The organism is Methylotuvimicrobium alcaliphilum 20Z, assembly GCF_000968535.2.
Taxonomy (GTDB): Bacteria; Pseudomonadota; Gammaproteobacteria; order Methylococcales; family Methylomonadaceae; genus Methylotuvimicrobium; species Methylotuvimicrobium alcaliphilum.
In genome coordinates this window covers 695,467-714,800 of sequence record NC_016112.1, presented here as the reverse complement: position 1 = coordinate 714,800, position 19,334 = coordinate 695,467, and the positions used below count along the sequence as shown (strand labels likewise).

Sequence of the window (19,334 nt, the reverse complement as noted above, 5' to 3'; positions counted from 1 at the left end):
CTAACGAACTGTTCTGTTGGTAGCGAAGGCACCGGATATCTTCCCGCGCCTTCGCTGTTAAATCGTTGAAGGCAATTTTTAGCTAGCGATGACTGCTGGTTTTCTCTTTATGTTTGATAATTTGTCGATCCAATTTATCAACTAATTTATCGATAGCAACATACATATCTTCCTGAGTATCCTCGGCGAATAATTTGGCGCCGCTGATTTGAACTGTCGCCTCCGCTTTTTGATTCAGTTTTTCGACCGTCAAAACGACATGCACATCGGTAACATGATCAAAATGACGCTCGAGTTTTTCAAACTTCGACTCGACAAACGTTCTTAACGATTCCGTTACTTCGATGTGGTGGCCGGATACACTGATTTGCATGGAATAAACTCCTTATTGTTGGTGTGGTATAAATTCTGCGTTATAAAAGACGCTTACGTTGACTGGATGAAGCAATATTCATTGCCTCACGATATTTGGCAATCGTTCTTCTTGCGACATTAATGCCTTTTTCTTTTAACAATTCGGCTATTTTACTATCACTGAGCGGTTTTGTTTGATTTTCGTTCTCGACCAACTCTTTAATGAGCGCCCGAATAGCCGTAGAAGAGCACTCGCCGCCCGCCGCAGTCGATACATGACTGGAGAAAAAATATTTAAATTCGACAATGCCGTTCGGCGTATGCATGTATTTTTGCGTGGTCACGCGCGATATCGTCGACTCATGCAACTGCAACTCTTCTGCGACATCGCGAAGGACCATCGGTTTCATCGAAATGGAACCGTGCTCCAAAAAATCCTGCTGTTTTCCGACAATACAGCGCGCCACCCGCAACAAGGTTTCGTTTCGACTATGCAAACTCTTGATAAACCAACGCGCTTCCTGCAGGTGATCTTTCATGCAGGAATTATCCTTGCTACTATCCGCGCGCTTGATCATACTTGAATAAAACGGATTGATTCTGAGCTTCGGCGCAATATCGGGATTGAGTTCGACTTGCCACTGACCATTTACTTTGACCACATAAACATCGGGAATCACATATTCGGAGTCGCTATTTTCAATTCTCGTCCCTGGTTTTGGATCCAATGTCCTGATTAACGCAATCACTCTATTCAGTTGAGACTCGGTCAACCCCAACTTGCGCATCAATTTTGCCTGATCTTGAGACGCCAACAAACCTAAATAGCGACCTACCAGCTCTATCGCCTCTTTCTTATAAGGGATACCATCGGATAATTGCTGTAATTGTAGCAAGAGGCAATCGCTCAAATCCCTGGCGGCCACACCGGGAGGATCGAAATTTTGCACTTGATGCAACACCGCCTCAACTTCATCAAACTCGAGATCGTCCATTTGCTCCAACAATCCGTGAAAAATCTCTTCCAATGAGCTGACTAAGTAACCGTCTTCATTGATCGAATCTATGATCGTCTCAGCAATCTCATGATCTCGTTCGGAAAAGTGCGCCACGTCCAATTGCCACAACAAATGATCCAATAACGTTTCCGACTTACTGCGTTGGCTTTCGAACTCCATCGATTCGCCCACCCCGCTAATAGTAGCCTGAGCACTGTCAAAGACATCTTCCCACGATGTATCGATAGGCAAATCGTCGGGTATGTCGGTTTGCGAACCTTCACTCGTTGCCTGATCGGAATAATCGGTCTTTCTGTCCAGGGACTCGCGATCGACAGCGCCTGTAGCCTCCTCATCGGCGACTTCCAACATCATATTCGATTCCAGTGCGTTTTGGATTTCTTGCTGCAAATCGAGCGTCGACAATTGCAGCAGCTTTATCGCTTGCTGCAACTGCGGGGTCATCGTAAGCTGTTGACCAAGACGAAGTTGAAGTGACTGTTTCATCGTATAAGTTTGAACATTATTAATCCATGCATCAAGCGATCATTTTGGATGTTTTGGTCAGGAATATGATTCCTGCAGACCAATATAAACACCGTCGTTACCGACTCCAAAAATATAGCAGCAATTGGTCTTGCACTTGCTTGAAGTATAGCGCTAAAGACTGAAGTTCTCACCCAAATAAACCTTCCTTACTTCTTGATTATGAACTATAGCTTCCGCATCGCCTTCGGCAATAACTTTACCTTCGTTAAGAATATAAGCACGGTCGCAAATCCCTAGAGTTTCCCTGACATTATGCTCAGTAATGACAACACCAATTCCTCTATCCTTTAGATGAATGATAATCTGCTTGATATCCTCCACCGATATCGGATCGACGCCGGCAAACGGCTCGTCCAGTAAGATAAATTTCGGCTCGCTGGCCAAAGCCCTGGCAATTTCGACGCGCCGACGCTCACCGCCCGACAAGCCGACGGCAATTTGATTACGTAGATGCTCGACATGAAACTCCGCCAGCAACTCCTCGATCATCAACTCGACCTGCCCTTTGGTCAAATCGGCGCGAATTTGCAGCACCGCACGCAAATTATCGGCAACGCTCAACTTTCGGAATACCGAAGGCTCCTGAGGCAAATAACCAAGCCCCATTTGCGCACGAACATGCATCGGATAATGCGTGATCGAAAGATCGTCAAGCATTATCTCGCCGGCATCGGCATTAACCAGACCGACCAGCATATAAAAGCTCGTGGTTTTACCTGCACCGTTAGGTCCCAACAACCCCACAATTTCCCCGGTATTAACATTCAACGAAACACCGTTGACGACATTACGTTTATTGTAGTGTTTAATCAATCCTTGAGCCGACAGTTTCGTCATATTTTAATCATTTTTCCGTTTTAGGTTTTAATATAACGCGAACCCGCTTGGCATCGGATTCCTGATCGCCCGCTTTGACAATCGAGTTTCGACTGTCGTAACGAATAATGTCGCTTGCATAGGTATTGCCTTCTTGCCAAACCACCGCCTCCTTGATCAATATCAATAAATTCTGCTTGGGATAATATTCGCCGGTCAACGCCTTACCGGTGATATCGCCGCCGCTATCCGGGGTTTGCTGAAAACGTGCCGGTTTTCCGGTCGCAACCAACTTATCGACATCGCCGTCTTTAAAATACACAACCAATTTATCAGACCAAACCTTAAGGCTGCCCTGGGTCGAAATAACATTCCCGGTGTAAATACTGACCCCGGCATTATCGTCGTAAGTTGCCGCGTTCGAGTCGATATAAATCGGCTGATCGGCATCGCTTTTCAACGCCAAACCGGGCGAACTATAAGCGATTAAAATCGAAAAAATAATCCCGTAACAGGTTTTTTTATGGTTATTTCTCATATTTTCCTCTAACCTTGGAGAACAACTCTATCCGGATAGGCGTGCTGTAATAGAGTTTCATCCCTATACCTTCCGTCCTGTTCGGAGGACTAAGCAACTCAGCCCATTCATCGGTTTCCGCGTAATTAATCTCCGGCTGAACGCGTAAGTTCGAACTATTTATTTTCATCGCTCTGGATCTGGGGCCAGCCTCTCTAGCAACGACAGCTTTTCCATTCATCAGAATAAGTTTCTTATCGCTCGAAACAATTCCGGTTTCCGACTGGATCACCCAAGGCGGGACGTCCGGATTCATAATAGTCATAACCGGCTTCTGCAGGTGCGTGGTTCCGTCAACATTATAGTGCGTCAAGGTATCGGCAACCAATTTGCTCTTGAGCCGGCCTGTAACATCCATCTCCCATTTAGCATAGCCGGTACTAAAATAATCGACGGTATGAGGAGATTTCTCGAGCGCTATGACTTCTTCATCAACTGCCGTCAACTGTAACAACCACCAACTTACAATCGCCAGCAATACACCATAAATATAGAGTCGAAGATTGCTTTCTGGCATAACTTAAGACAAATACTCTTCAAGAACGGCAGCAAAAGTCCCCTGCGCCTGCATAATCAAATCGCACACCTCTCTGACCGCGCCTTGACCGCCCGGCAGAGTCGTACACCAGTGCGCGCGTTGCTTGACGGCAAAATTCGCGTCCTCGACTGCAATCGCCAAACCAACCCGCGACATGATCGGCAAATCCAACAAGTCATCACCGACATGCGCCGCTTGACCGGGGTCAATAGCCAACGTTCGGATAACCTCCTCAAAGGCGGCAATCTTATTCTCATGCCCTTGATAAACGTGCTGGACGCCGAGACTTTGCATGCGCAAAGCTACCGAGTTCGATTTACGCCCGGAAATCACGGCCACTTCGACACCGGTTTGGCGCAACAGTTTAATCCCATGACCATCGCGGGCATGAAAACATTTATATTCAACGCCTTGGTTATCGAAAAACAAGCGGCCATCGGTCAGTACGCCGTCGACATCGAGAATCAGTAATTTCAGCCGGGCGGCTTTGGCCAATATTTTTTGCATTTTTCGGCTCCTGGTATTAGACAATTCCGGCATGGATCAAGTCATGCATGCTCAATGCACCGACCGGCTTGTGAGACTCATCGTTAACGATCAAGGCATTGATTTTTTTTTGTTGCATAATCTGCATTGCTTCGGCAGCTAGAATATCGGCGTCGATCGCGGTAAAGTTTCGAGTCATCGCGTCACCGATACGTGTTCCATGCACATCGTGACTTTTTTCCAAGAACCGTCTCAAATCGCCGTCGGTAAAGATGCCGGCACTCTTGCCGAAGCGATCGACAATCACGGTCATGCCCATTTTTTTCTCGGTCATTTCCAACAAGGCCTCGGTAATCAGAGCCGTTTCCGGAACAATCGGAATTTCATCGCCGGTATGCATAATATCGCTGACCATCAACAACAAACGCCGCCCTAAACTCCCCCCTGGATGCGACAATGCAAAATCATCTCGGGTAAATCCTCTTGCCTCCAACAGCGAAACCGCGAGAGCATCCCCCATCACCAACGCCGCGGTCGTACTGGAAGTCGGTGCCAACCCTAAAGGACAGGCCTCTTGACGAACGCTAACATCGATATGCGCCGTGGCGAATTTCGCCAATGTAGATTCGCGATTGCCGGTCATCGCTATCAAAGGCACACCGATGCGTTTGATGATCGGCAAAATGGTAATGACTTCGCCGGTTTCGCCCGAGTTCGAGAGAGCCAAGACTACATCCTGAGAAGTTATCATACCTAGGTCGCCATGACTTGCCTCACCGGGATGCACAAAAAAAGCCGGCGTCCCGGTACTCGCCAAAGTGGCGGCAATTTTACCGGCAATATGACCGGATTTACCCATTCCGGTCACAACGACTCGTCCTTTACAATTAAACATTAAACGGCAAGCCAAAATAAAATCGTCATCGATCCGTTCCGCCAAAGCCGTAACAGCATCGCCCTCGACTTGAATAACCGCCAAGGCCAGTTTTCGCAATTCGGGTTCGTGAATCATCATATTATTTGCTCTAACTGTTATGCGCTCTAACCTGTGATTGTACTTTTAAATACCAGCCATTGATAAGCGCCGTAGCTTGATAGCAAAAACAGCCCCTCCCATCGATTGATTCTCCCCGATTTGAAAAAACCGAATCCGAATACAAAAAGCGCCAATGTCAATGCCAACATCACCGGAAAATCCCGAGACAAAACACTCTCATTTACCGGGCCTGGAGCAATCAACCCCGGCAACGAATAGACTGCCAGCAAATTATACATATTCGAACCAATCACATTGCCGACCGCCATATCGGTCTGCCGCTTTAATACGCTCGCCGCCGATGCCGCTAACTCCGGCAAACTAGTTCCCATAGCGACTAGCGTCAAGCCGATAACCAAGTCGCTGACACCTAACTCATTCGCAATATTGACTGACGCCCAAACCAATAGCCTCGCACTAATTAACAACCCCAATAAACCGATTATCGTAAAAAACCAAACCAAAATCATAGAACGCTTCTGCAACGGCATTGCCGATGTATCATCAAAACCGCCGTTTTTTGATTGATCAAGCCCGTTTCGAACCAACCAAGTGATAAAACATACCAGTCCGACTAATAAAATAATGCCGTCGCTCAGCGACAACCCGTCAAAAGCAAGACCAAAGCACAATAAACTTGTTATTAATAAAAGCGGCAACTCCCGGCTCAATAGTTTTGGCCGAAAAGTCAACGGCATAATTAGTGCGCAACAACCTAATATTAGCCCGATATTTGCGATATTCGACCCCAATGCATTGCCGACGGCAAGACCGGCATTACCTTGCCATGATGCTAAACTTGAAACCAAAACCTCGGGAATCGAAGTCCCAAAACCGACCACGGTCAAACCGATTAACAAGGTCGAAACGCCCCAATTTTGTGCAATCGCTGCCGCGCCATCGACAAATGTATCCGCCGAATACACCATTAACGCCAAACTTGCAATTAAAACAATAGAATCGCACCACATAAGTTATGGAGAAGGCAAAATTGGCGCATTATGACACGATTAAGCCGCCGCTGTCCTTAGCGTACTCACCTCTGTGAGCATAAACCATAAAATATTCGGCCCCCCTAAAGGTAGCTCATCGTTTATCAAGAAAGCGGTAAACAGTAAGCCGGCAGCAGAGAATCGTTTACAAAGGTATCTCGATCACATGACCTCCCGAGACTTTCGAAATCGCACTTTCCGATCCATTCCCTATTGTCCGCTCACTGTTTACTGTTTACTGTTTACTGCTCACACCTCACTAATAAATCCTGCAATTAGTTGACTTAACCTTCGCTTCTCGGCCAAAATACTCGGTTTAGATTTTCCGACAGGGTTATCATCAGGCATGGATAACAGCGATATCTCGGCCGACAGTTTAATATCCGTCCGTAACCTTTCATTCTCACGCGGCAACAGAAAAATATTCGACGATATTTCTCTCGACATTGCGCGCGGCAAAATTACCGCAATCATGGGCCCTAGCGGCACGGGTAAAACCACGCTGCTCAAACTGATTGGCGGGCAACTTTTCCCGGAACAAGGCTCTATCGTCGTCGACGGACTCGACGTTCATCAATTGCGACGCAAAGAATTATTCAATTTACGCAAACGCATCGGCATGTTGTTTCAAAGCGGCGCATTATTAACCGATATCAATGTCTACGACAACGTCGCGTTTCCGCTACGCGAACACACGCATTTAACCGAGTCGATGATTCGCACTTTAGTATTAATGAAACTCCAGGCCGTCGGTCTGCGCGGCGCCCGAGACCTGATGCCGAACGAACTCTCCGGAGGCATGGCTAGGCGCGTGGCGCTCGCCCGTGCGATCGCGCTGGACCCGATGATGATTCTCTACGACGAACCGTTTACCGGACAAGATCCGATTTCGATGGGCGCACTCGTTCACTTGATCAAATCACTCAATACCACATTAGAACTGACTAGCATCATCGTCTCCCACGACGTTGCGGAAACCTCAGCAATCGCAGACTATATCTACGTTATTTCCGACGGAAAAATCGCGGGGCAAGGCACACCTAAAGAAATCGAAGCCTCGGAATCGGCATGGGTTCAGCAATTTATGAAAGGAGACCCGGACGGCCCCGTGCATTTCCATTATCCCGCACCTAACTACATCGAAGACCTGCTGACCTCCTCCCAACCGCCGGCTCGAATCGCCGCCAAACAAGAAGCAAAAAAAACAGACGAATCCTTGAACACTACTGGATTGAAGAACGCTAAGGGATTGAAAAAAACGCCTTCCCGTAAACGCGGACGTTCGCGCTATCGCCGCGAGGATTAACATGCTGCATTTTTTACAACAATTGGGTTCATCGACCCGCACCAGTTTCGCCAAACTCGGTCGAGCCACTTACTTTCTCGGGCACACATTGACCGGTATTGTCGATGTTGCACTAAGACCTAGGTTGCTGCTTAACCAACTTCATTCAGTCGGCGTACTGACCTTCTTGATTATAACGATATCCGGCCTGTTCGTCGGCATGGTCTTGGGGCTACAAGGTTACAACATACTCTCGGATTTCGGTTCGGAGGAAGCGCTTGGCATCATGGTAGCGGCATCACTGGTTAGAGAACTGGGCCCTGTGGTTACCGCACTGCTGTTCGCCGGACGCGCAGGTTCGGCCCTGACTGCCGAAATCGGCCTGATGAAAGCGACCGAACAGTTATCCGGCATGGAAATGATGGCAGTCGACCCGGTCAACCGCATCATTTCACCACGCTTTTTCGCGGGCTTCCTGTCGATGCCCCTGTTGGCGGCATTATTCAGCATGGTCGGCATTCTTGGCGGGCATATTGTCGGCGTCGGGTTGCTTGGCGTCGATGACGGCTCTTATTGGTCGCAAATGCAAGCGAACCTGGATTTTTATGACGATATTGTCAACGGCGTCATTAAAAGCATAATCTTCGGCTTTGCCGCCACCTGGATCGCATTATTCGAAGGTTACGACGCCGTACCGACCGCGGAAGGCGTTAGCCGCGCGACGACACGCACCGTGGTCAACTCCGCATTCGCCATACTCGGCCTGGACTTTATTTTAACCGCCATGATGTTTGGAGACATTTAGCATGCAGCATACCCGCACCCAGGATACATTGGTCGGACTGTTCGTCGCGGCCGGTATCGTCGCCCTATTTTTCCTGTCCTTGCAAGTCAGTAATATACGATCCTTCATGCCCGCGGATACCTATGTCATTACTGCGCGTTTTAGCAATTCAGGCGGCCTTAAAGTAAAATCTCCGGTCTCGGTCGCGGGCGTACGAATCGGTCGTGTCAGCAACATCTATATCGACAAAGAGACTTACGAATCGGTCGTGGAAATGAGCATCGAATCGAAATACGACACTTTACCCGATGATACCTCGGCCACGATCTACACTGCGGGGCTTTTAGGCGAACAATACATCAACCTCGATCCAGGCGGCTCTTTCGATTATCTAAAAAACGGCGGCCGAATTGAAATCACGCAGTCCGCAATCGTACTGGAGGAAGTAATAGGCCGATTCTTGTTCCAAAAAGCGGAAGAATAAACGGTGAACGCGATTAATATCACCCAACAAAGCCCCGGCATATTTTCTGTAGCAGGCGATCTAACCTTCGTCAGCATCGATAAAAAAACCGTCGAATCGTTAGCATTTTTAAAGTCGGCGCATTCGGTAACCATCGACCTGGCGCAGGTAACGAACACCGACAGCGGCGGCTTGGCATTATTAATCGAGTGGGTTAAGTTCGCCCGCGGCAACAGGGTTGAACTTAAATTCCGAAACATCCCCGAACAACTTTTGACACTGGCAAAATTAAGCGGCCTAGAAACATCCGAATACTTTGCCCCCGCCCTGCCCGAATAGGCGATTAACCTGTTATATGAGAACACACAGTCCATGGATAAATTACTGATCAAAGGCGGCGTTCAACTTTCCGGAGAACTACGCATTTCCGGAGCTAAAAACGCAGCCCTACCGATCATGGCCGCCACGCTACTTTCGGACCAACCGGTTAACCTTGGCAATATCCCCCATTTGCATGACATCACTACCACGATGGAATTGCTCGGCCGCATGGGCGTTCAATTAATGGTCGATGAAAAAATGAATATCGAAATCGACAGTCGTTCAATCACCAATTTCGAGGCCCCCTACGAACTGGTTAGAACGATGCGCGCATCGATTTTGGTACTCGGCCCCCTGCTGGCGAGATTCGGCGAAGCACATGTCTCGCTTCCCGGGGGGTGCGCGATTGGTACGCGTCCGGTCGATATTCACTTGGACGGTCTTGCCAAAATGGGCGCCGACATAAAAGTCGAAGCCGGTTTTATTCATGCCAAAGTCGATCGTCTAAAAGGCTGCCGACTGGTACTCGAGCAAGTCACCGTGACCGGCACTGAAAACTTATTGATGGCGGCAACGCTAGCCGAGGGTACGACGATTATCGAAAATGCGGCGAGAGAACCCGAAGTTTCCGACCTTGCGCACTTTTTGAATGCGCTGGGCGCACGCATCAAGGGTATCGGCACCGATATCCTTGAGATCGAAGGCGTCGATAGACTGGGCAAGAAAGGCCTTCACTACACCATCATGCCGGACCGTATCGAAACCGGCACTTACCTGATCGCCGCCGCCATCACCCGCGGCAAAGTTAAATTAAAAAGCACCCGTACAGACATTCTTGACGCCGTACTTGCCAAGCTAACCGAAGCCGGCGCCGAAATCACTACAGGCCCCGACTGGATTGCATTGGACATGCACGGCAAACGGCCGAAAGCTGTCTCGGTGCGCACGGCACCTTATCCGGCATTTCCAACCGATATGCAGGCACAATTCACCGCGATGAATACGATTGCCGAAGGCGTCGGCATCGTGACCGAAACGATCTTCGAAAATCGTTACATGCATATCCAGGAAATGCAGCGCATGGGGGCCAATATTAGACTGGAATCCAACACTGCAATTTGCTCCGGCGTCGACAAACTAACCGGAGCCCCGGTCATGGCCACCGACCTGCGCGCATCGGCCGGATTGGTCTTGGCCGCACTGGCCGCCGAAGGCGAAACGCTGGTCGACCGAATCTATCATATCGACCGTGGCTACGACCATATCGAAGAAAAACTGTCACAACTCGGCGCGATCATTCGCCGCGTCCCAAACTAAGGTTTCAACATGTTAACTATCGCCGTATCGAAAGGCCGAATCTACGAAGAAGCGCTTCCCTTATTGGAAGAGGCCGGTATCCGTCCGGTTGACGACCCGAAAACCAGCCGCAAATTGATTTTGCAAACCACCCGTGACGATGTGCAATTGGTCATCATCCGCGCCACCGATGTCCCGACTTTCGTCGAATACGGCGCAGCCGACATGGGTATCGCCGGCAAAGACGTCCTGCTCGAACACGGAGCGGAAAGCCTTTACGAGCCATTGGATTTGAATATTGCAACCTGCCGACTGATGACTGCGGCCCATAAAGACGCGCCGGATATTTCACGCCGCGTGCGCGTTGCGACTAAGTATGTCAAAACCGCCAAGAAATATTTCGCCGAACTGGGCATACAGGCCGACATCATCAAACTTTACGGCTCGATGGAACTTGCGCCATTGGTCGGTCTCGCCGACTGCATCGTCGATCTGGTCGATACCGGCAACACTCTAAAAGCCAACGGACTCGAGCCGCGCGACTTGATAATGAACATCAGCTCGAGACTAGTCGTCAATAAAGCCGCGATGAAAATGAAACACCAAGCAATCCAATCCCTGCTCGATCAATTCGAAAAAACCCTGGCCAAGAGGTAACTCCATGACCGATTTTTCAATGAAACGACTCGATACCGTCGACTCGGATTTCGAACGTCGCCTAAAATCCCTGCTGGATTGGAACGAACAAGACGACTTCGAGATTCAAAAGCAGGTCTTAGACATCATTGCCGCCGTCAAAAAATCGGGCGATCAGGCCGTCATCGATTACACGAACCGCTTCGACCGACGCAGCATTCAGACAGCGAACGATCTAGAAATCAGCAAAGAATCGCTTAAAGCCGCCTGGGACAACCTACCAAGTGCGCAAGCCGAAGCCCTCGATACCGCCGCACGGCGAATTCGCACTTATGCCGAAAAACAAACCATGACATCCTGGCAATTCAGCGAGGAAGACGGCACGCTACTCGGTCAAAAGATCACCCCACTGGACCGAGTCGGCCTTTATGTTCCGGGCGGAAAAGCCGCTTATCCGTCCTCGGTGCTGATGAATGCGATACCGGCAAAAGTTGCCGGCGTTCCTGAATTAATCATGGTCGTGCCGACGCCTCAAGGCGAAATCAATCAGTTAGTGTTAGCAGCAGCTTATCTGGCCGGCGTCGACCGGGCTTTTTCAATAGGCGGCGCGCAAGCGGTCGCAGCGCTCGCATACGGCACCGAAACCGTCCCAGCCGTCTGCAAGATCGTCGGCCCCGGCAATATCTATGTTGCTACAGCGAAAAAAATGGTATTCGGTCAAGTCGGCATCGACATGATCGCGGGACCGTCCGAGATATTAATCATTTGCGACGGCCATACGGACCCGGACTGGATCGCGATGGACTTGTTTTCACAAGCCGAACACGACGAAAATGCGCAATCGATATTATTATCCGATAGCGCCGATTATTTAGACGCCGTCGAGCGCAGTATCTTAAAATTATTGCCTGAAATGGAACGCGCCGAAGTCATTAAAGCCTCACTATCCGGCCGTGGCGCACTCATCAAGACTGCCGACCTCGATGAAGCCGCCGAAATCGCCAATCGTATCGCACCGGAACATCTCGAACTATCGGTCGCCGATCCGAACTCGCTGTGTGCGAAAATCCGCAATGCCGGCGCGATTTTCATGGGCCGCTATACCGCGGAAGCGTTGGGCGATTATTGCGCGGGACCGAATCATGTGTTACCGACATCCGGCACGGCAAAGTTTTCATCGCCGCTCGGTGTCTACGACTTCCAAAAACGTTCGAGCCTAATCAATTGTTCGGAAACCGGCGCCGATACGCTAGGCAAAACCGCCTCGATTTTGGCTCGCGGAGAAAGTTTAACCGCGCATGCTCGATCGGCGGAATATAGAATCAAATCGTAACGGCTCGGAATTGTTACATAGACCCGTAGATCAAAATCCGGCACCGGGGTGACCGTCAAAGGACGCCGTGAATACGTCCATGTAGGCTCTATGCCTGCATCCATGCTGGCAAAGCCTTTGCCGATCACCCCGGCGCCTCCTTAAGCACTGCCGAAATTTGAAGCATGAAAGGTATAGATCCCCCGGATTCATATAATAATCCAGAGCAATCCGTTAGATCGACATTGCCCTGATTCTTTTATCGATTAACCGCGACAAGCCCCAGCCATCACCCTGAATACCGTTGACCCGACTCATGCCACAATCTCATTTTATTAGCTCTATTTTCCGTAAAGAAGTGCTGGATCTATCGGCCTATAAAGTCGCCGATGCCGGCGGACTGATCAAACTCGACGCAATGGAAAATCCTTATCGCTGGCCGGAACCGGTCATAAAAGAATGGCTCGACGTTATCAAAGAGGCCGAAATCAATCGCTACCCGGACCCCGAAGCACGAAGGCTAAGCGCTACCCTGAAAAAGATCGATGGTATTTCCGGGAACTTGGAGATGCTGCTCGGCAATGGCTCTGACGAAATCATACAGTTACTACTGATGGCCTTGCCCACACACGCAAAGGTACTATCGCCATCGCCGGGCTTCGTGATGTATCGACAATTGAGCCGATGCCTTGGGCTCGATTATATCGACATCCCACTTCTATCCGGCGATTTCGACCTGGATTTGCCGGCCATGCTCGAGGCCATCGACAAACACCAGCCTTCGCTTATTTTTCTGGCCTACCCGAACAACCCCACCGGCAACCTGTTCAGCGAAATTTCTATTAGAAAAATTATCGAAGCCACTCCCGGACTGGTCGTTGTTGACGAAGCCTATGCGCCATTCACCGACCAAAGCTTTATCGATGTACTCGGCGAATATAGTAACCTGCTGGTGATGCGCACTCTCTCGAAACTCGGTTTGGCCGGACTTCGTCTTGGCTACATCGTGGGAGAATCCTCTATTATCGGCGAATTGAACAAAATTAGACTGCCTTATAACATCAATACGCTGACTCAAATAACGGCCGAATTCGCGCTGAACAACAGCGATTTATTCAAGCAACAAACCTCACAAATTCGAAGCGAAAGAAGTCGAGTATTGCTCGAAATACGTTCGATCGAAGGCATCACTACCTACCCGAGCGAAGCTAATTTCATTTTATTTAGAACGCCGCCCGATAAAGCCGCGTCGCTCTTCGAAATGCTTAAGACAAAAGGCATCTTAATCAAAAACCTGTCGCCTCAAGGCGGCCTCTTACTGGATTGCCTACGCGTTACGATCGGCACGCCCGATGAAAATGACGCCTTTTTGCAAGCGTTATCGTCAAGTTTCGAACAACTAAATGGGTAGCGAGAAAAATTCCTATCATAACGTGTGCTTTCATATACTTTTCGTATTTCTTGGCAAAACAGAAACATTGGGGACGGGTTAAATAACCCGTCCCGCAGGGACTTTATGCCAGCTCCATGCTGGCAAAGCCTTTATGAACGCCATGGATGGCGTGTATTAGGGCAATGCAGGAGCAATTACCGAGGAGCGAAAATCGACCGGACACCCAGGCATCTCCTCTGGCACTGCCGAAATTTGAAGTGCGAAAGGTATAGCTTCCTGAAACTTTGGGCTTTGTAGCGGGTTCGGTAACTCGCTTGACAGGATGCCGCCGGCACCGAATTTTGATCTAAGATGGGTATAAAAACGTATTGCTGCTTGATTTCAAGGATTTAAATACCAATCCTTATAAAAACAAGACGCATAAACACTGCTCATACAAAGAAAGCGGTTGAAAAACCCGAAAAACGAATTAATCAACCGTTATAACTGCTTCAAATTTCGCTAACTATAATGGTATATTGCGATGTCGAAAACTATAAAAATCAAGTATACGAGGCTCAGCCTTTACCAGGAGTGCAATAAATGAATATTGAAGGCGTCGATAAATCCAAGCGCCAGTTTCTAACCTCGGCGCTGACCGTGGTAGGAGCTGTCGGTACCGGCTATATTGCGGTTCCCTTTCTCGCGCAAATGCAACCCAGCACAAAAGCTATGGCCGCAGGCGCGCCGGTCACCGTCGATATCAGTAAAATGGAACCGGGACAGCTAATCCGTGTTGCTTGGCGCGGTAAACCGGTTTGGCTTCTTAACCGCACACCGGAAGTGCTGGAAACACTGAAAACATTGGACGACCAACTCAGAGACCCTCAGTCTTCAGAATCCATACAACCGGTGTACACCAAAAACCCAACTCGCGCATTAAAGCCGGAAATTTTTGTTGCCGTCGGCTTATGCACGCATCTGGGCTGTTCGCCCACCTTCCGGCCTGAAATCGCACCGGCCGACCTGGGCCCCGACTGGAAAGGCGGTTTTTTCTGCCCTTGCCACGGCTCTTGGTTCGATCTGGCCGGCCGGGTTTTTCGTGGCGTTCCGGCTCCGACCAACCTTGAAATTCCACCCTATCGCTATATTAGCGAAACTCAGATCATCATTGGCGAAGACACCGTGGAGACAAGCGCATGAAAACGAACCGCTGGACTGATTGTGGCAACTGGATACTGGATCGTTTTCCGCTGACAAAGTTCTGGAACGAACACATGGCGCATTATTATGCGCCCAAGAATTTTAACTTTTGGTATTTTTTCGGCTCGCTCGCCTTGCTGGTGTTAGTCAATCAATTCGTCACCGGCATATTGCTGACGATGAACTATAAACCGGACGCTAAATTGGCCTTCGACTCAGTCGAATACATCATGCGCGAAGTCAATTGGGGCTGGTTAATCCGCTACATGCACTCGACCGGTGCTTCGGCATTTTTCATCGTGATCTATCTACATATGTTTAGAGGCTTACTCTACGGTTCTTTTAAACAGCCGCGTGAACTAATCTGGATTTTCGGCATGCTGCTGTTTGTTGCTTTGATGGCCGAAGCGTTCATGGGCTACTTGCTTCCTTGGGGACAAATGTCTTACTGGGGAGCCCAGGTCATCATTTCGCTGTTCAGCGCCATCCCGGTCGTCGGAGAAGAACTCTCATTGTGGATCAGGGGCGATTATGTCGTATCCGATGCAACTTTGAACCGATTCTTTGCCTTTCACGTCATCGCAGTCCCTTTGGTGCTGGTATTGCTGGTATTGCTGCATATCATCGCGTTACACGAAGTCGGCTCGAATAACCCGGACGGCATTGACATCAAAAAACACAAAGACGCCAACGGCATACCATTGGACGGCATTCCCTTCCACCCTTACTACACTGTCAAAGACTTGGTCGGCTTCGCGGTCTTCATGTTCTTTTTTGCAGTCGTTATTTTTTATATGCCGGAACTGGGAGGATTCTTCCTCGAACACGCCAATTTCATACCTGCCGATCCATTGAAAACGCCGGAACATATCGCTCCTGTCTGGTACTTCACCCCTTTCTACGCGATTCTGCGTGCGGTCCCGGATAAGTTTGCCGGTGTCATTGCGATGGGTGGCTCCATAGCTGTGCTGTTCCTGCTACCGTGGCTTGATCGCAGCAAAGTACGCTCAATCCGTTATCGCGGCGGCATCTATAAAAAAGCGCTATTGCTTTTCGTAATCAGCTTTATCGGCCTAGGCTATCTGGGCACTCAGCCCGCAACGCCCGGCGCTACCGCTGTCGCACGCGTTTTAACGGCCATTTATTTCGGTTTTTTCTTACTGATGCCGATCTATACCCGCTGGGAAAAAACCAAGCCTGTACCGGACCGTCTAACCGAACAACCTAGCCTCGAGGATCGAATACCGGATTTTGTTGAAACTTTCAATGAAGTTACGGTGAAAACAGAGGGAAAATCCGGCCTGTTCAGCAGAAAACTCAATTACCAAGGGTTATCCGCCGTTAGCATCCGTTTTTTAAAAAAAATTAAAGGCAGCTTGGATTAATTATGAAAAGATTACTCAATACCTTGATACTGTTGTCGATGTCTTTCGGCGTGTTCGCCGGAGGCGGCGTCGAACTCCAGAGCGCCGATTTCGACCTCAGCGACAAAGGTTCGTTACAACGCGGCGCAAAACATTTTGTGACTTATTGTTTAGGCTGCCATTCGGTGAAACATATTCGTTATCTCAGGATAGCGCTCGACTTTGATATTGAAAAAGACAAAGTACTCAAAGATATCGCGCCGGAAGGCGCCAACATCTACGATAAGATGAATTCAGCGATGAACGCCCATGACGCCGAAAAATGGTTCGGCATCATGCCGCCCGACTTATCGCTGATTTCACGGTCACGCGGACCGGATTGGCTTTACAGTTATTTGAAAGGCTTTTATTCCGACTCGTCCAAGCCTCTCGGCGTCAATAATGTCGTTTTTCCGGATGTTGGTATGCCGAACGTTTTATGGCAACTGCAAGGCGAGCAAAAACCGGTATTCAAAAAAGTCGGCGGCCAACAAGTCATTGACAAACTAGCTACCGAAATTCCCGGACAACTTCCGGAAAAAGATTTTGATCGCATGATTAACGATCTAGTCAATTTCCTTGTTTATGTCGGAGAGCCTGGACAACTCGAGCGGCGAAGCATGGGCAAATATGTTTTGTTTTTCATTTTCATGATTTTCATACTTGCCTATCTATTGAAACGCGAGTATTGGAAGGACATTCATTAATCCCACATTCGTAAAACAGGGACGTTTTACCCGTATCATCTACCTTCATACGGATACAGCAATTCCCAGTTTGAGCATTTTCGCCGATCTTAGGGTATGGGGTATGCCTGTCGAGGAACGCCGTAAACCCATCCATGGGGGCTTGGCGGCAGCTAAGCACCAAGGATGGCATGTAGTAGGGCAGTGCAGGAGCAATTGCCGAGGAGCAAAATTCTGCCCCTGCTGCCGATATCCTCGCTAAGCACACCCCAAACCCTTTTTGATCCCCAAATTGGGAATTGCTGATACGGATACAAGCAAATAAAATGTCGAATCTTTCATGATATAATCGCTATTTTAGACTCCGTGTATCCTAATGAGGTTATGATTCGTGGCACAACCAACTACCCGTAAATCCGCTATGACTCTTTTTTCATCTCCGACATGCGCGATGAGCCACGGCGCCCGATTGGTTCTTCATGAGAAAGCCATTGCGGCGGACATTGAATATTATGACATCAACCAACCGCCTGAGGACTTATTAGAGTTCAATCCAACAGGCACTTCGCCAACCTTGCTGGAACGCGGACTAGTCCTGTATGATGCGCGCATCATCATGGAATATCTGGATGAACGTTTTCCGCACCCCCCTCTCCATCAAATGGACCCTGTTTCCAGGGCCAACGCCCGAATGATCATCAAACGTATCGATCAAGACTGGTACGAACTGATGAATGAAATTATTCATTCCGGTGAAAAAAAATCCGCTCGAGCCAAGAAACTGCTCAAGGAAAGCCTGCTTTCTGCGGCCCCGGTATTCGAAGCGCGTCCTTTTTTCATGAGCGACGAATTTTCATTAATCGATTGTGTGATGGCTCCGCTCTTATGGCGCCTACCTATTCTCGGCATAGAAACCGCAACGACCGGCGAAGGATTAAAAAACTACGCCAATCGTTTATTCCGCAGACCGGCTTTCGCAGTGAGCTTAAGCATCGCCGAAAAAGAAATGAACGAAATCCCGAAATGACATCTTTAAAACCCTACTTAATCCGTTCGATCTATGAATGGATCTTAGACAACGAGCTGACCCCGCACTTATTAGTCGACGCCGAATACGAAGGCGCCGTTTTGCCTGGTAATTTTGTCGAGGACGGTAGAATCGTACTCAACATTAATCCACCAGCAATACAAGGGCTTACCCTGGGGAATGAAGACATAGAGTTCAACGCACGCTTCAGCGGCAAACCCATGCACATCCTCGTACCTATGCCAGCTGTGATGGCCATTTACGCCAAGGAAAACGGCAAAGGAATGATTTTCGACCGTGAAGAAGACTCGGGCGATGACGAGCCTCCACCGGAAAAAAAACCGTCTCGTCCGCAATTGCGTGTCGTTAAATAGAGCAACCACTCAATACTCGAAATTTAACGGATAGCGATAAAAGTATTCGAAATAGCCGGTCGGCAACTATGACGGACGTGAAGAATAAGACATTGCCTCCTTCATAGTAAAAAATCGTTCACCTATTTTAGGCGCGGATATGTCTGTCAAGGAAAAACGCCTTGAGCAAGGGAGTTTGGCGGCAGTGATAGCCGCCGCTAAGCCTCACTGCCTTAAGTTAAGGACTTTTCCGTTCGCCCTGAGCTTGTCGAAGGGTGAATGGAAAAGTCCGAGTCGATAAATTAAACTTACGTGAACGTATTTACCTAGCACCTAACGATCATGAAGAAGCTATCATTACCCCGGCAAATGAAAGCACCTGATTAGCAAGTTTCTTCAGCTAAAGCCCAAAGATCGGCATATCCCTAGCAGGACGGGTTCACAAGCTATGCGCGTCAAGCTAAAAACGGCCAACCCACATCACGCTCTTTCCCAAGCTCCAGCTTCCTGAGACCGACACAACCTCCGCACATTCTCAATCAACCCCAACTCGCTCGTTCAATCTTTCTTGATTGTCGGGAAGCTAGAGCTTCCTGAACAGGTTACCCAAGCTGGAGCTTGGGTAACAGCATATTTTAGTTTTTGCGACTACGACTCGGACACTTGGCTTCGGCAAGCTGAAGCATCTTGCTAATCAGGTGAAAGTATGAGGGACTGATTAGGGTACGCTCGCCCGACAGGACGCCGTGAACCCTGCGCTGAATTTTGATCTGCGATGGATATAGCAGACAAGAGAGCCTCTTAAACTGCTAATGCGAACATAGCCTAAAACAAATCCTCACTCTCT

20 protein-coding genes and 1 pseudogene are annotated in these 19,334 nt (G+C 48.9%); 13 read left to right on the top strand and 8 right to left on the bottom strand.

Annotated features, from left to right (window positions below):
- Positions 1-82 precede the first annotated feature (82 nt).
- The 8 genes from hpf to MEALZ_RS03125 form a co-directional block, all read right to left on the bottom strand.
- Positions 83-373, bottom strand: coding sequence for a ribosome hibernation-promoting factor, HPF/YfiA family (gene hpf / locus MEALZ_RS03160; RefSeq protein WP_014147151.1), 291 nt, complete (start codon positions 371-373; stop codon positions 83-85).
- Positions 374-413: 40 nt separating this feature from the next.
- Positions 414-1,859: an RNA polymerase factor sigma-54 gene (locus MEALZ_RS03155; protein WP_014147150.1), complete on the bottom strand. Its 1,446-nt coding sequence runs from the start codon at positions 1,857-1,859 to the stop codon at positions 414-416.
- A gap of 153 nt (positions 1,860-2,012) precedes the next feature.
- Entirely contained in the window at positions 2,013-2,738 is a 726-nt protein-coding gene (gene lptB, locus MEALZ_RS03150; protein ID WP_014147149.1) for an LPS export ABC transporter ATP-binding protein, read from the bottom strand.
- A 7-nt stretch (positions 2,739-2,745) separates the two neighbouring features.
- Positions 2,746-3,255, bottom strand: coding sequence for a lipopolysaccharide transport periplasmic protein LptA (gene lptA, locus MEALZ_RS03145; protein ID WP_014147148.1), 510 nt, complete (start codon positions 3,253-3,255; stop codon positions 2,746-2,748).
- Complete coding sequence (lptC, locus tag MEALZ_RS03140) at positions 3,245-3,811, bottom strand: LPS export ABC transporter periplasmic protein LptC (protein WP_014147147.1); 567 nt, start codon at positions 3,809-3,811, stop codon at positions 3,245-3,247. The genes lptA and lptC overlap by 11 nt, the downstream gene beginning before the upstream one ends.
- A 3-nt stretch (positions 3,812-3,814) precedes the next feature.
- The gene (gene kdsC / locus MEALZ_RS03135; protein WP_014147146.1) at positions 3,815-4,339 is read right to left on the bottom strand and encodes a 3-deoxy-manno-octulosonate-8-phosphatase KdsC; all 525 of its coding nucleotides are present in this window, start codon (positions 4,337-4,339) and stop codon (positions 3,815-3,817) included.
- Positions 4,340-4,355: 16 nt separating this feature from the next.
- A complete protein-coding gene (locus MEALZ_RS03130; protein ID WP_014147145.1) occupies positions 4,356-5,333 on the bottom strand; it encodes a KpsF/GutQ family sugar-phosphate isomerase in 978 nt (325 codons plus the stop codon).
- A 26-nt stretch (positions 5,334-5,359) separates the two neighbouring features.
- Entirely contained in the window at positions 5,360-6,325 is a 966-nt protein-coding gene (locus tag MEALZ_RS03125) for a calcium/sodium antiporter (RefSeq protein ID WP_014147144.1), read from the bottom strand.
- Between the two features lie 367 nt (positions 6,326-6,692).
- Here MEALZ_RS03125 and MEALZ_RS03120 point away from each other — a divergent pair.
- The 13 genes and pseudogenes from MEALZ_RS03120 to MEALZ_RS03060 form a co-directional block, all read left to right on the top strand.
- Positions 6,693-7,511, top strand: a pseudogene (locus tag MEALZ_RS03120) (ABC transporter ATP-binding protein); the annotation flags it as partial.
- Positions 7,512-7,653: 142 nt separating this feature from the next.
- Positions 7,654-8,436, top strand: a complete 783-nt coding sequence (gene mlaE / locus MEALZ_RS03115; protein WP_014147142.1) for a lipid asymmetry maintenance ABC transporter permease subunit MlaE — start codon at positions 7,654-7,656, stop codon at positions 8,434-8,436.
- A 1-nt stretch (position 8,437) separates the two neighbouring features.
- Complete coding sequence (gene mlaD / locus MEALZ_RS03110; protein WP_014147141.1) at positions 8,438-8,899, top strand: outer membrane lipid asymmetry maintenance protein MlaD; 462 nt, start codon at positions 8,438-8,440, stop codon at positions 8,897-8,899.
- Between the two features lie 3 nt (positions 8,900-8,902).
- On the top strand, positions 8,903-9,217 hold the full coding sequence (locus MEALZ_RS03105) for an STAS domain-containing protein (RefSeq protein WP_014147140.1): 315 nt from the start codon (positions 8,903-8,905) through the stop codon (positions 9,215-9,217).
- Between the two features lie 33 nt (positions 9,218-9,250).
- Positions 9,251-10,516: a UDP-N-acetylglucosamine 1-carboxyvinyltransferase gene (murA, locus tag MEALZ_RS03100; protein ID WP_014147139.1), complete on the top strand. Its 1,266-nt coding sequence runs from the start codon at positions 9,251-9,253 to the stop codon at positions 10,514-10,516.
- A 9-nt stretch (positions 10,517-10,525) separates the two neighbouring features.
- Positions 10,526-11,152, top strand: a complete 627-nt coding sequence (gene hisG / locus MEALZ_RS03095) for an ATP phosphoribosyltransferase (protein ID WP_014147138.1) — start codon at positions 10,526-10,528, stop codon at positions 11,150-11,152.
- Positions 11,153-11,156: 4 nt separating this feature from the next.
- Complete coding sequence (gene hisD, locus MEALZ_RS03090; RefSeq protein WP_014147137.1) at positions 11,157-12,464, top strand: histidinol dehydrogenase; 1,308 nt, start codon at positions 11,157-11,159, stop codon at positions 12,462-12,464.
- 295 nt (positions 12,465-12,759) lie between these two features.
- On the top strand, positions 12,760-13,854 hold the full coding sequence (gene hisC / locus MEALZ_RS03085) for a histidinol-phosphate transaminase (RefSeq protein WP_014147136.1): 1,095 nt from the start codon (positions 12,760-12,762) through the stop codon (positions 13,852-13,854).
- A gap of 564 nt (positions 13,855-14,418) precedes the next feature.
- Complete coding sequence (petA, locus tag MEALZ_RS03080; protein ID WP_014147135.1) at positions 14,419-15,018, top strand: ubiquinol-cytochrome c reductase iron-sulfur subunit; 600 nt, start codon at positions 14,419-14,421, stop codon at positions 15,016-15,018.
- Positions 15,015-16,403: a cytochrome b gene (locus MEALZ_RS03075; protein WP_014147134.1), complete on the top strand. Its 1,389-nt coding sequence runs from the start codon at positions 15,015-15,017 to the stop codon at positions 16,401-16,403. The genes petA and MEALZ_RS03075 overlap by 4 nt, the downstream gene beginning before the upstream one ends.
- Before the next feature lie 2 nt (positions 16,404-16,405).
- Positions 16,406-17,128 carry a cytochrome c1 gene (locus MEALZ_RS03070; protein WP_014147133.1) on the top strand — a complete coding sequence of 241 codons (723 nt, stop codon included), beginning with the start codon at positions 16,406-16,408 and terminating at the stop codon, positions 17,126-17,128.
- 400 nt (positions 17,129-17,528) lie between these two features.
- Positions 17,529-18,134, top strand: coding sequence for a glutathione S-transferase N-terminal domain-containing protein (locus MEALZ_RS03065; protein WP_084685279.1), 606 nt, complete (start codon positions 17,529-17,531; stop codon positions 18,132-18,134).
- A complete protein-coding gene (locus tag MEALZ_RS03060) occupies positions 18,131-18,508 on the top strand; it encodes a ClpXP protease specificity-enhancing factor (protein WP_014147130.1) in 378 nt (125 codons plus the stop codon). Before MEALZ_RS03065 ends, MEALZ_RS03060 begins: the two co-directional genes overlap by 4 nt.
- Positions 18,509-19,334: the final 826 nt, after the last annotated feature.

Bases quoted from the DNA above. Each gene is read 5' to 3' on its own strand.
- hisC (WP_014147136.1), top strand. From the start codon at position 12,760: ATGCCACAATCTCATTTTATTAGCTCTATTTTCCGTAAAGAAGTGCTG.
- MEALZ_RS03070 (WP_014147133.1), top strand. From the start codon at position 16,406: ATGAAAAGATTACTCAATACCTTGATACTGTTGTCGATGTCTTTCGGC.
- mlaE (WP_014147142.1), top strand. From the start codon at position 7,654: ATGCTGCATTTTTTACAACAATTGGGTTCATCGACCCGCACCAGTTTC.
- mlaD (WP_014147141.1), top strand. From the start codon at position 8,438: ATGCAGCATACCCGCACCCAGGATACATTGGTCGGACTGTTCGTCGCG.
- MEALZ_RS03065 (WP_084685279.1), top strand. From the start codon at position 17,529: ATGACTCTTTTTTCATCTCCGACATGCGCGATGAGCCACGGCGCCCGA.
- MEALZ_RS03060 (WP_014147130.1), top strand. From the start codon at position 18,131: ATGACATCTTTAAAACCCTACTTAATCCGTTCGATCTATGAATGGATC.
- MEALZ_RS03130 (WP_014147145.1), bottom strand. From the start codon at position 5,333: ATGATGATTCACGAACCCGAATTGCGAAAACTGGCCTTGGCGGTTATT.
- murA (WP_014147139.1), top strand. From the start codon at position 9,251: ATGGATAAATTACTGATCAAAGGCGGCGTTCAACTTTCCGGAGAACTA.
- MEALZ_RS03075 (WP_014147134.1), top strand. From the start codon at position 15,015: ATGAAAACGAACCGCTGGACTGATTGTGGCAACTGGATACTGGATCGT.
- hisD (WP_014147137.1), top strand. From the start codon at position 11,157: ATGACCGATTTTTCAATGAAACGACTCGATACCGTCGACTCGGATTTC.
- MEALZ_RS03125 (WP_014147144.1), bottom strand. From the start codon at position 6,325: ATGTGGTGCGATTCTATTGTTTTAATTGCAAGTTTGGCGTTAATGGTG.
- kdsC (WP_014147146.1), bottom strand. From the start codon at position 4,339: ATGCAAAAAATATTGGCCAAAGCCGCCCGGCTGAAATTACTGATTCTC.
- hisG (WP_014147138.1), top strand. From the start codon at position 10,526: ATGTTAACTATCGCCGTATCGAAAGGCCGAATCTACGAAGAAGCGCTT.
- lptC (WP_014147147.1), bottom strand. From the start codon at position 3,811: ATGCCAGAAAGCAATCTTCGACTCTATATTTATGGTGTATTGCTGGCG.
- hpf (WP_014147151.1), bottom strand. From the start codon at position 373: ATGCAAATCAGTGTATCCGGCCACCACATCGAAGTAACGGAATCGTTA.
- lptB (WP_014147149.1), bottom strand. From the start codon at position 2,738: ATGACGAAACTGTCGGCTCAAGGATTGATTAAACACTACAATAAACGT.
- petA (WP_014147135.1), top strand. From the start codon at position 14,419: ATGAATATTGAAGGCGTCGATAAATCCAAGCGCCAGTTTCTAACCTCG.
- lptA (WP_014147148.1), bottom strand. From the start codon at position 3,255: ATGAGAAATAACCATAAAAAAACCTGTTACGGGATTATTTTTTCGATT.
- MEALZ_RS03155 (WP_014147150.1), bottom strand. From the start codon at position 1,859: ATGAAACAGTCACTTCAACTTCGTCTTGGTCAACAGCTTACGATGACC.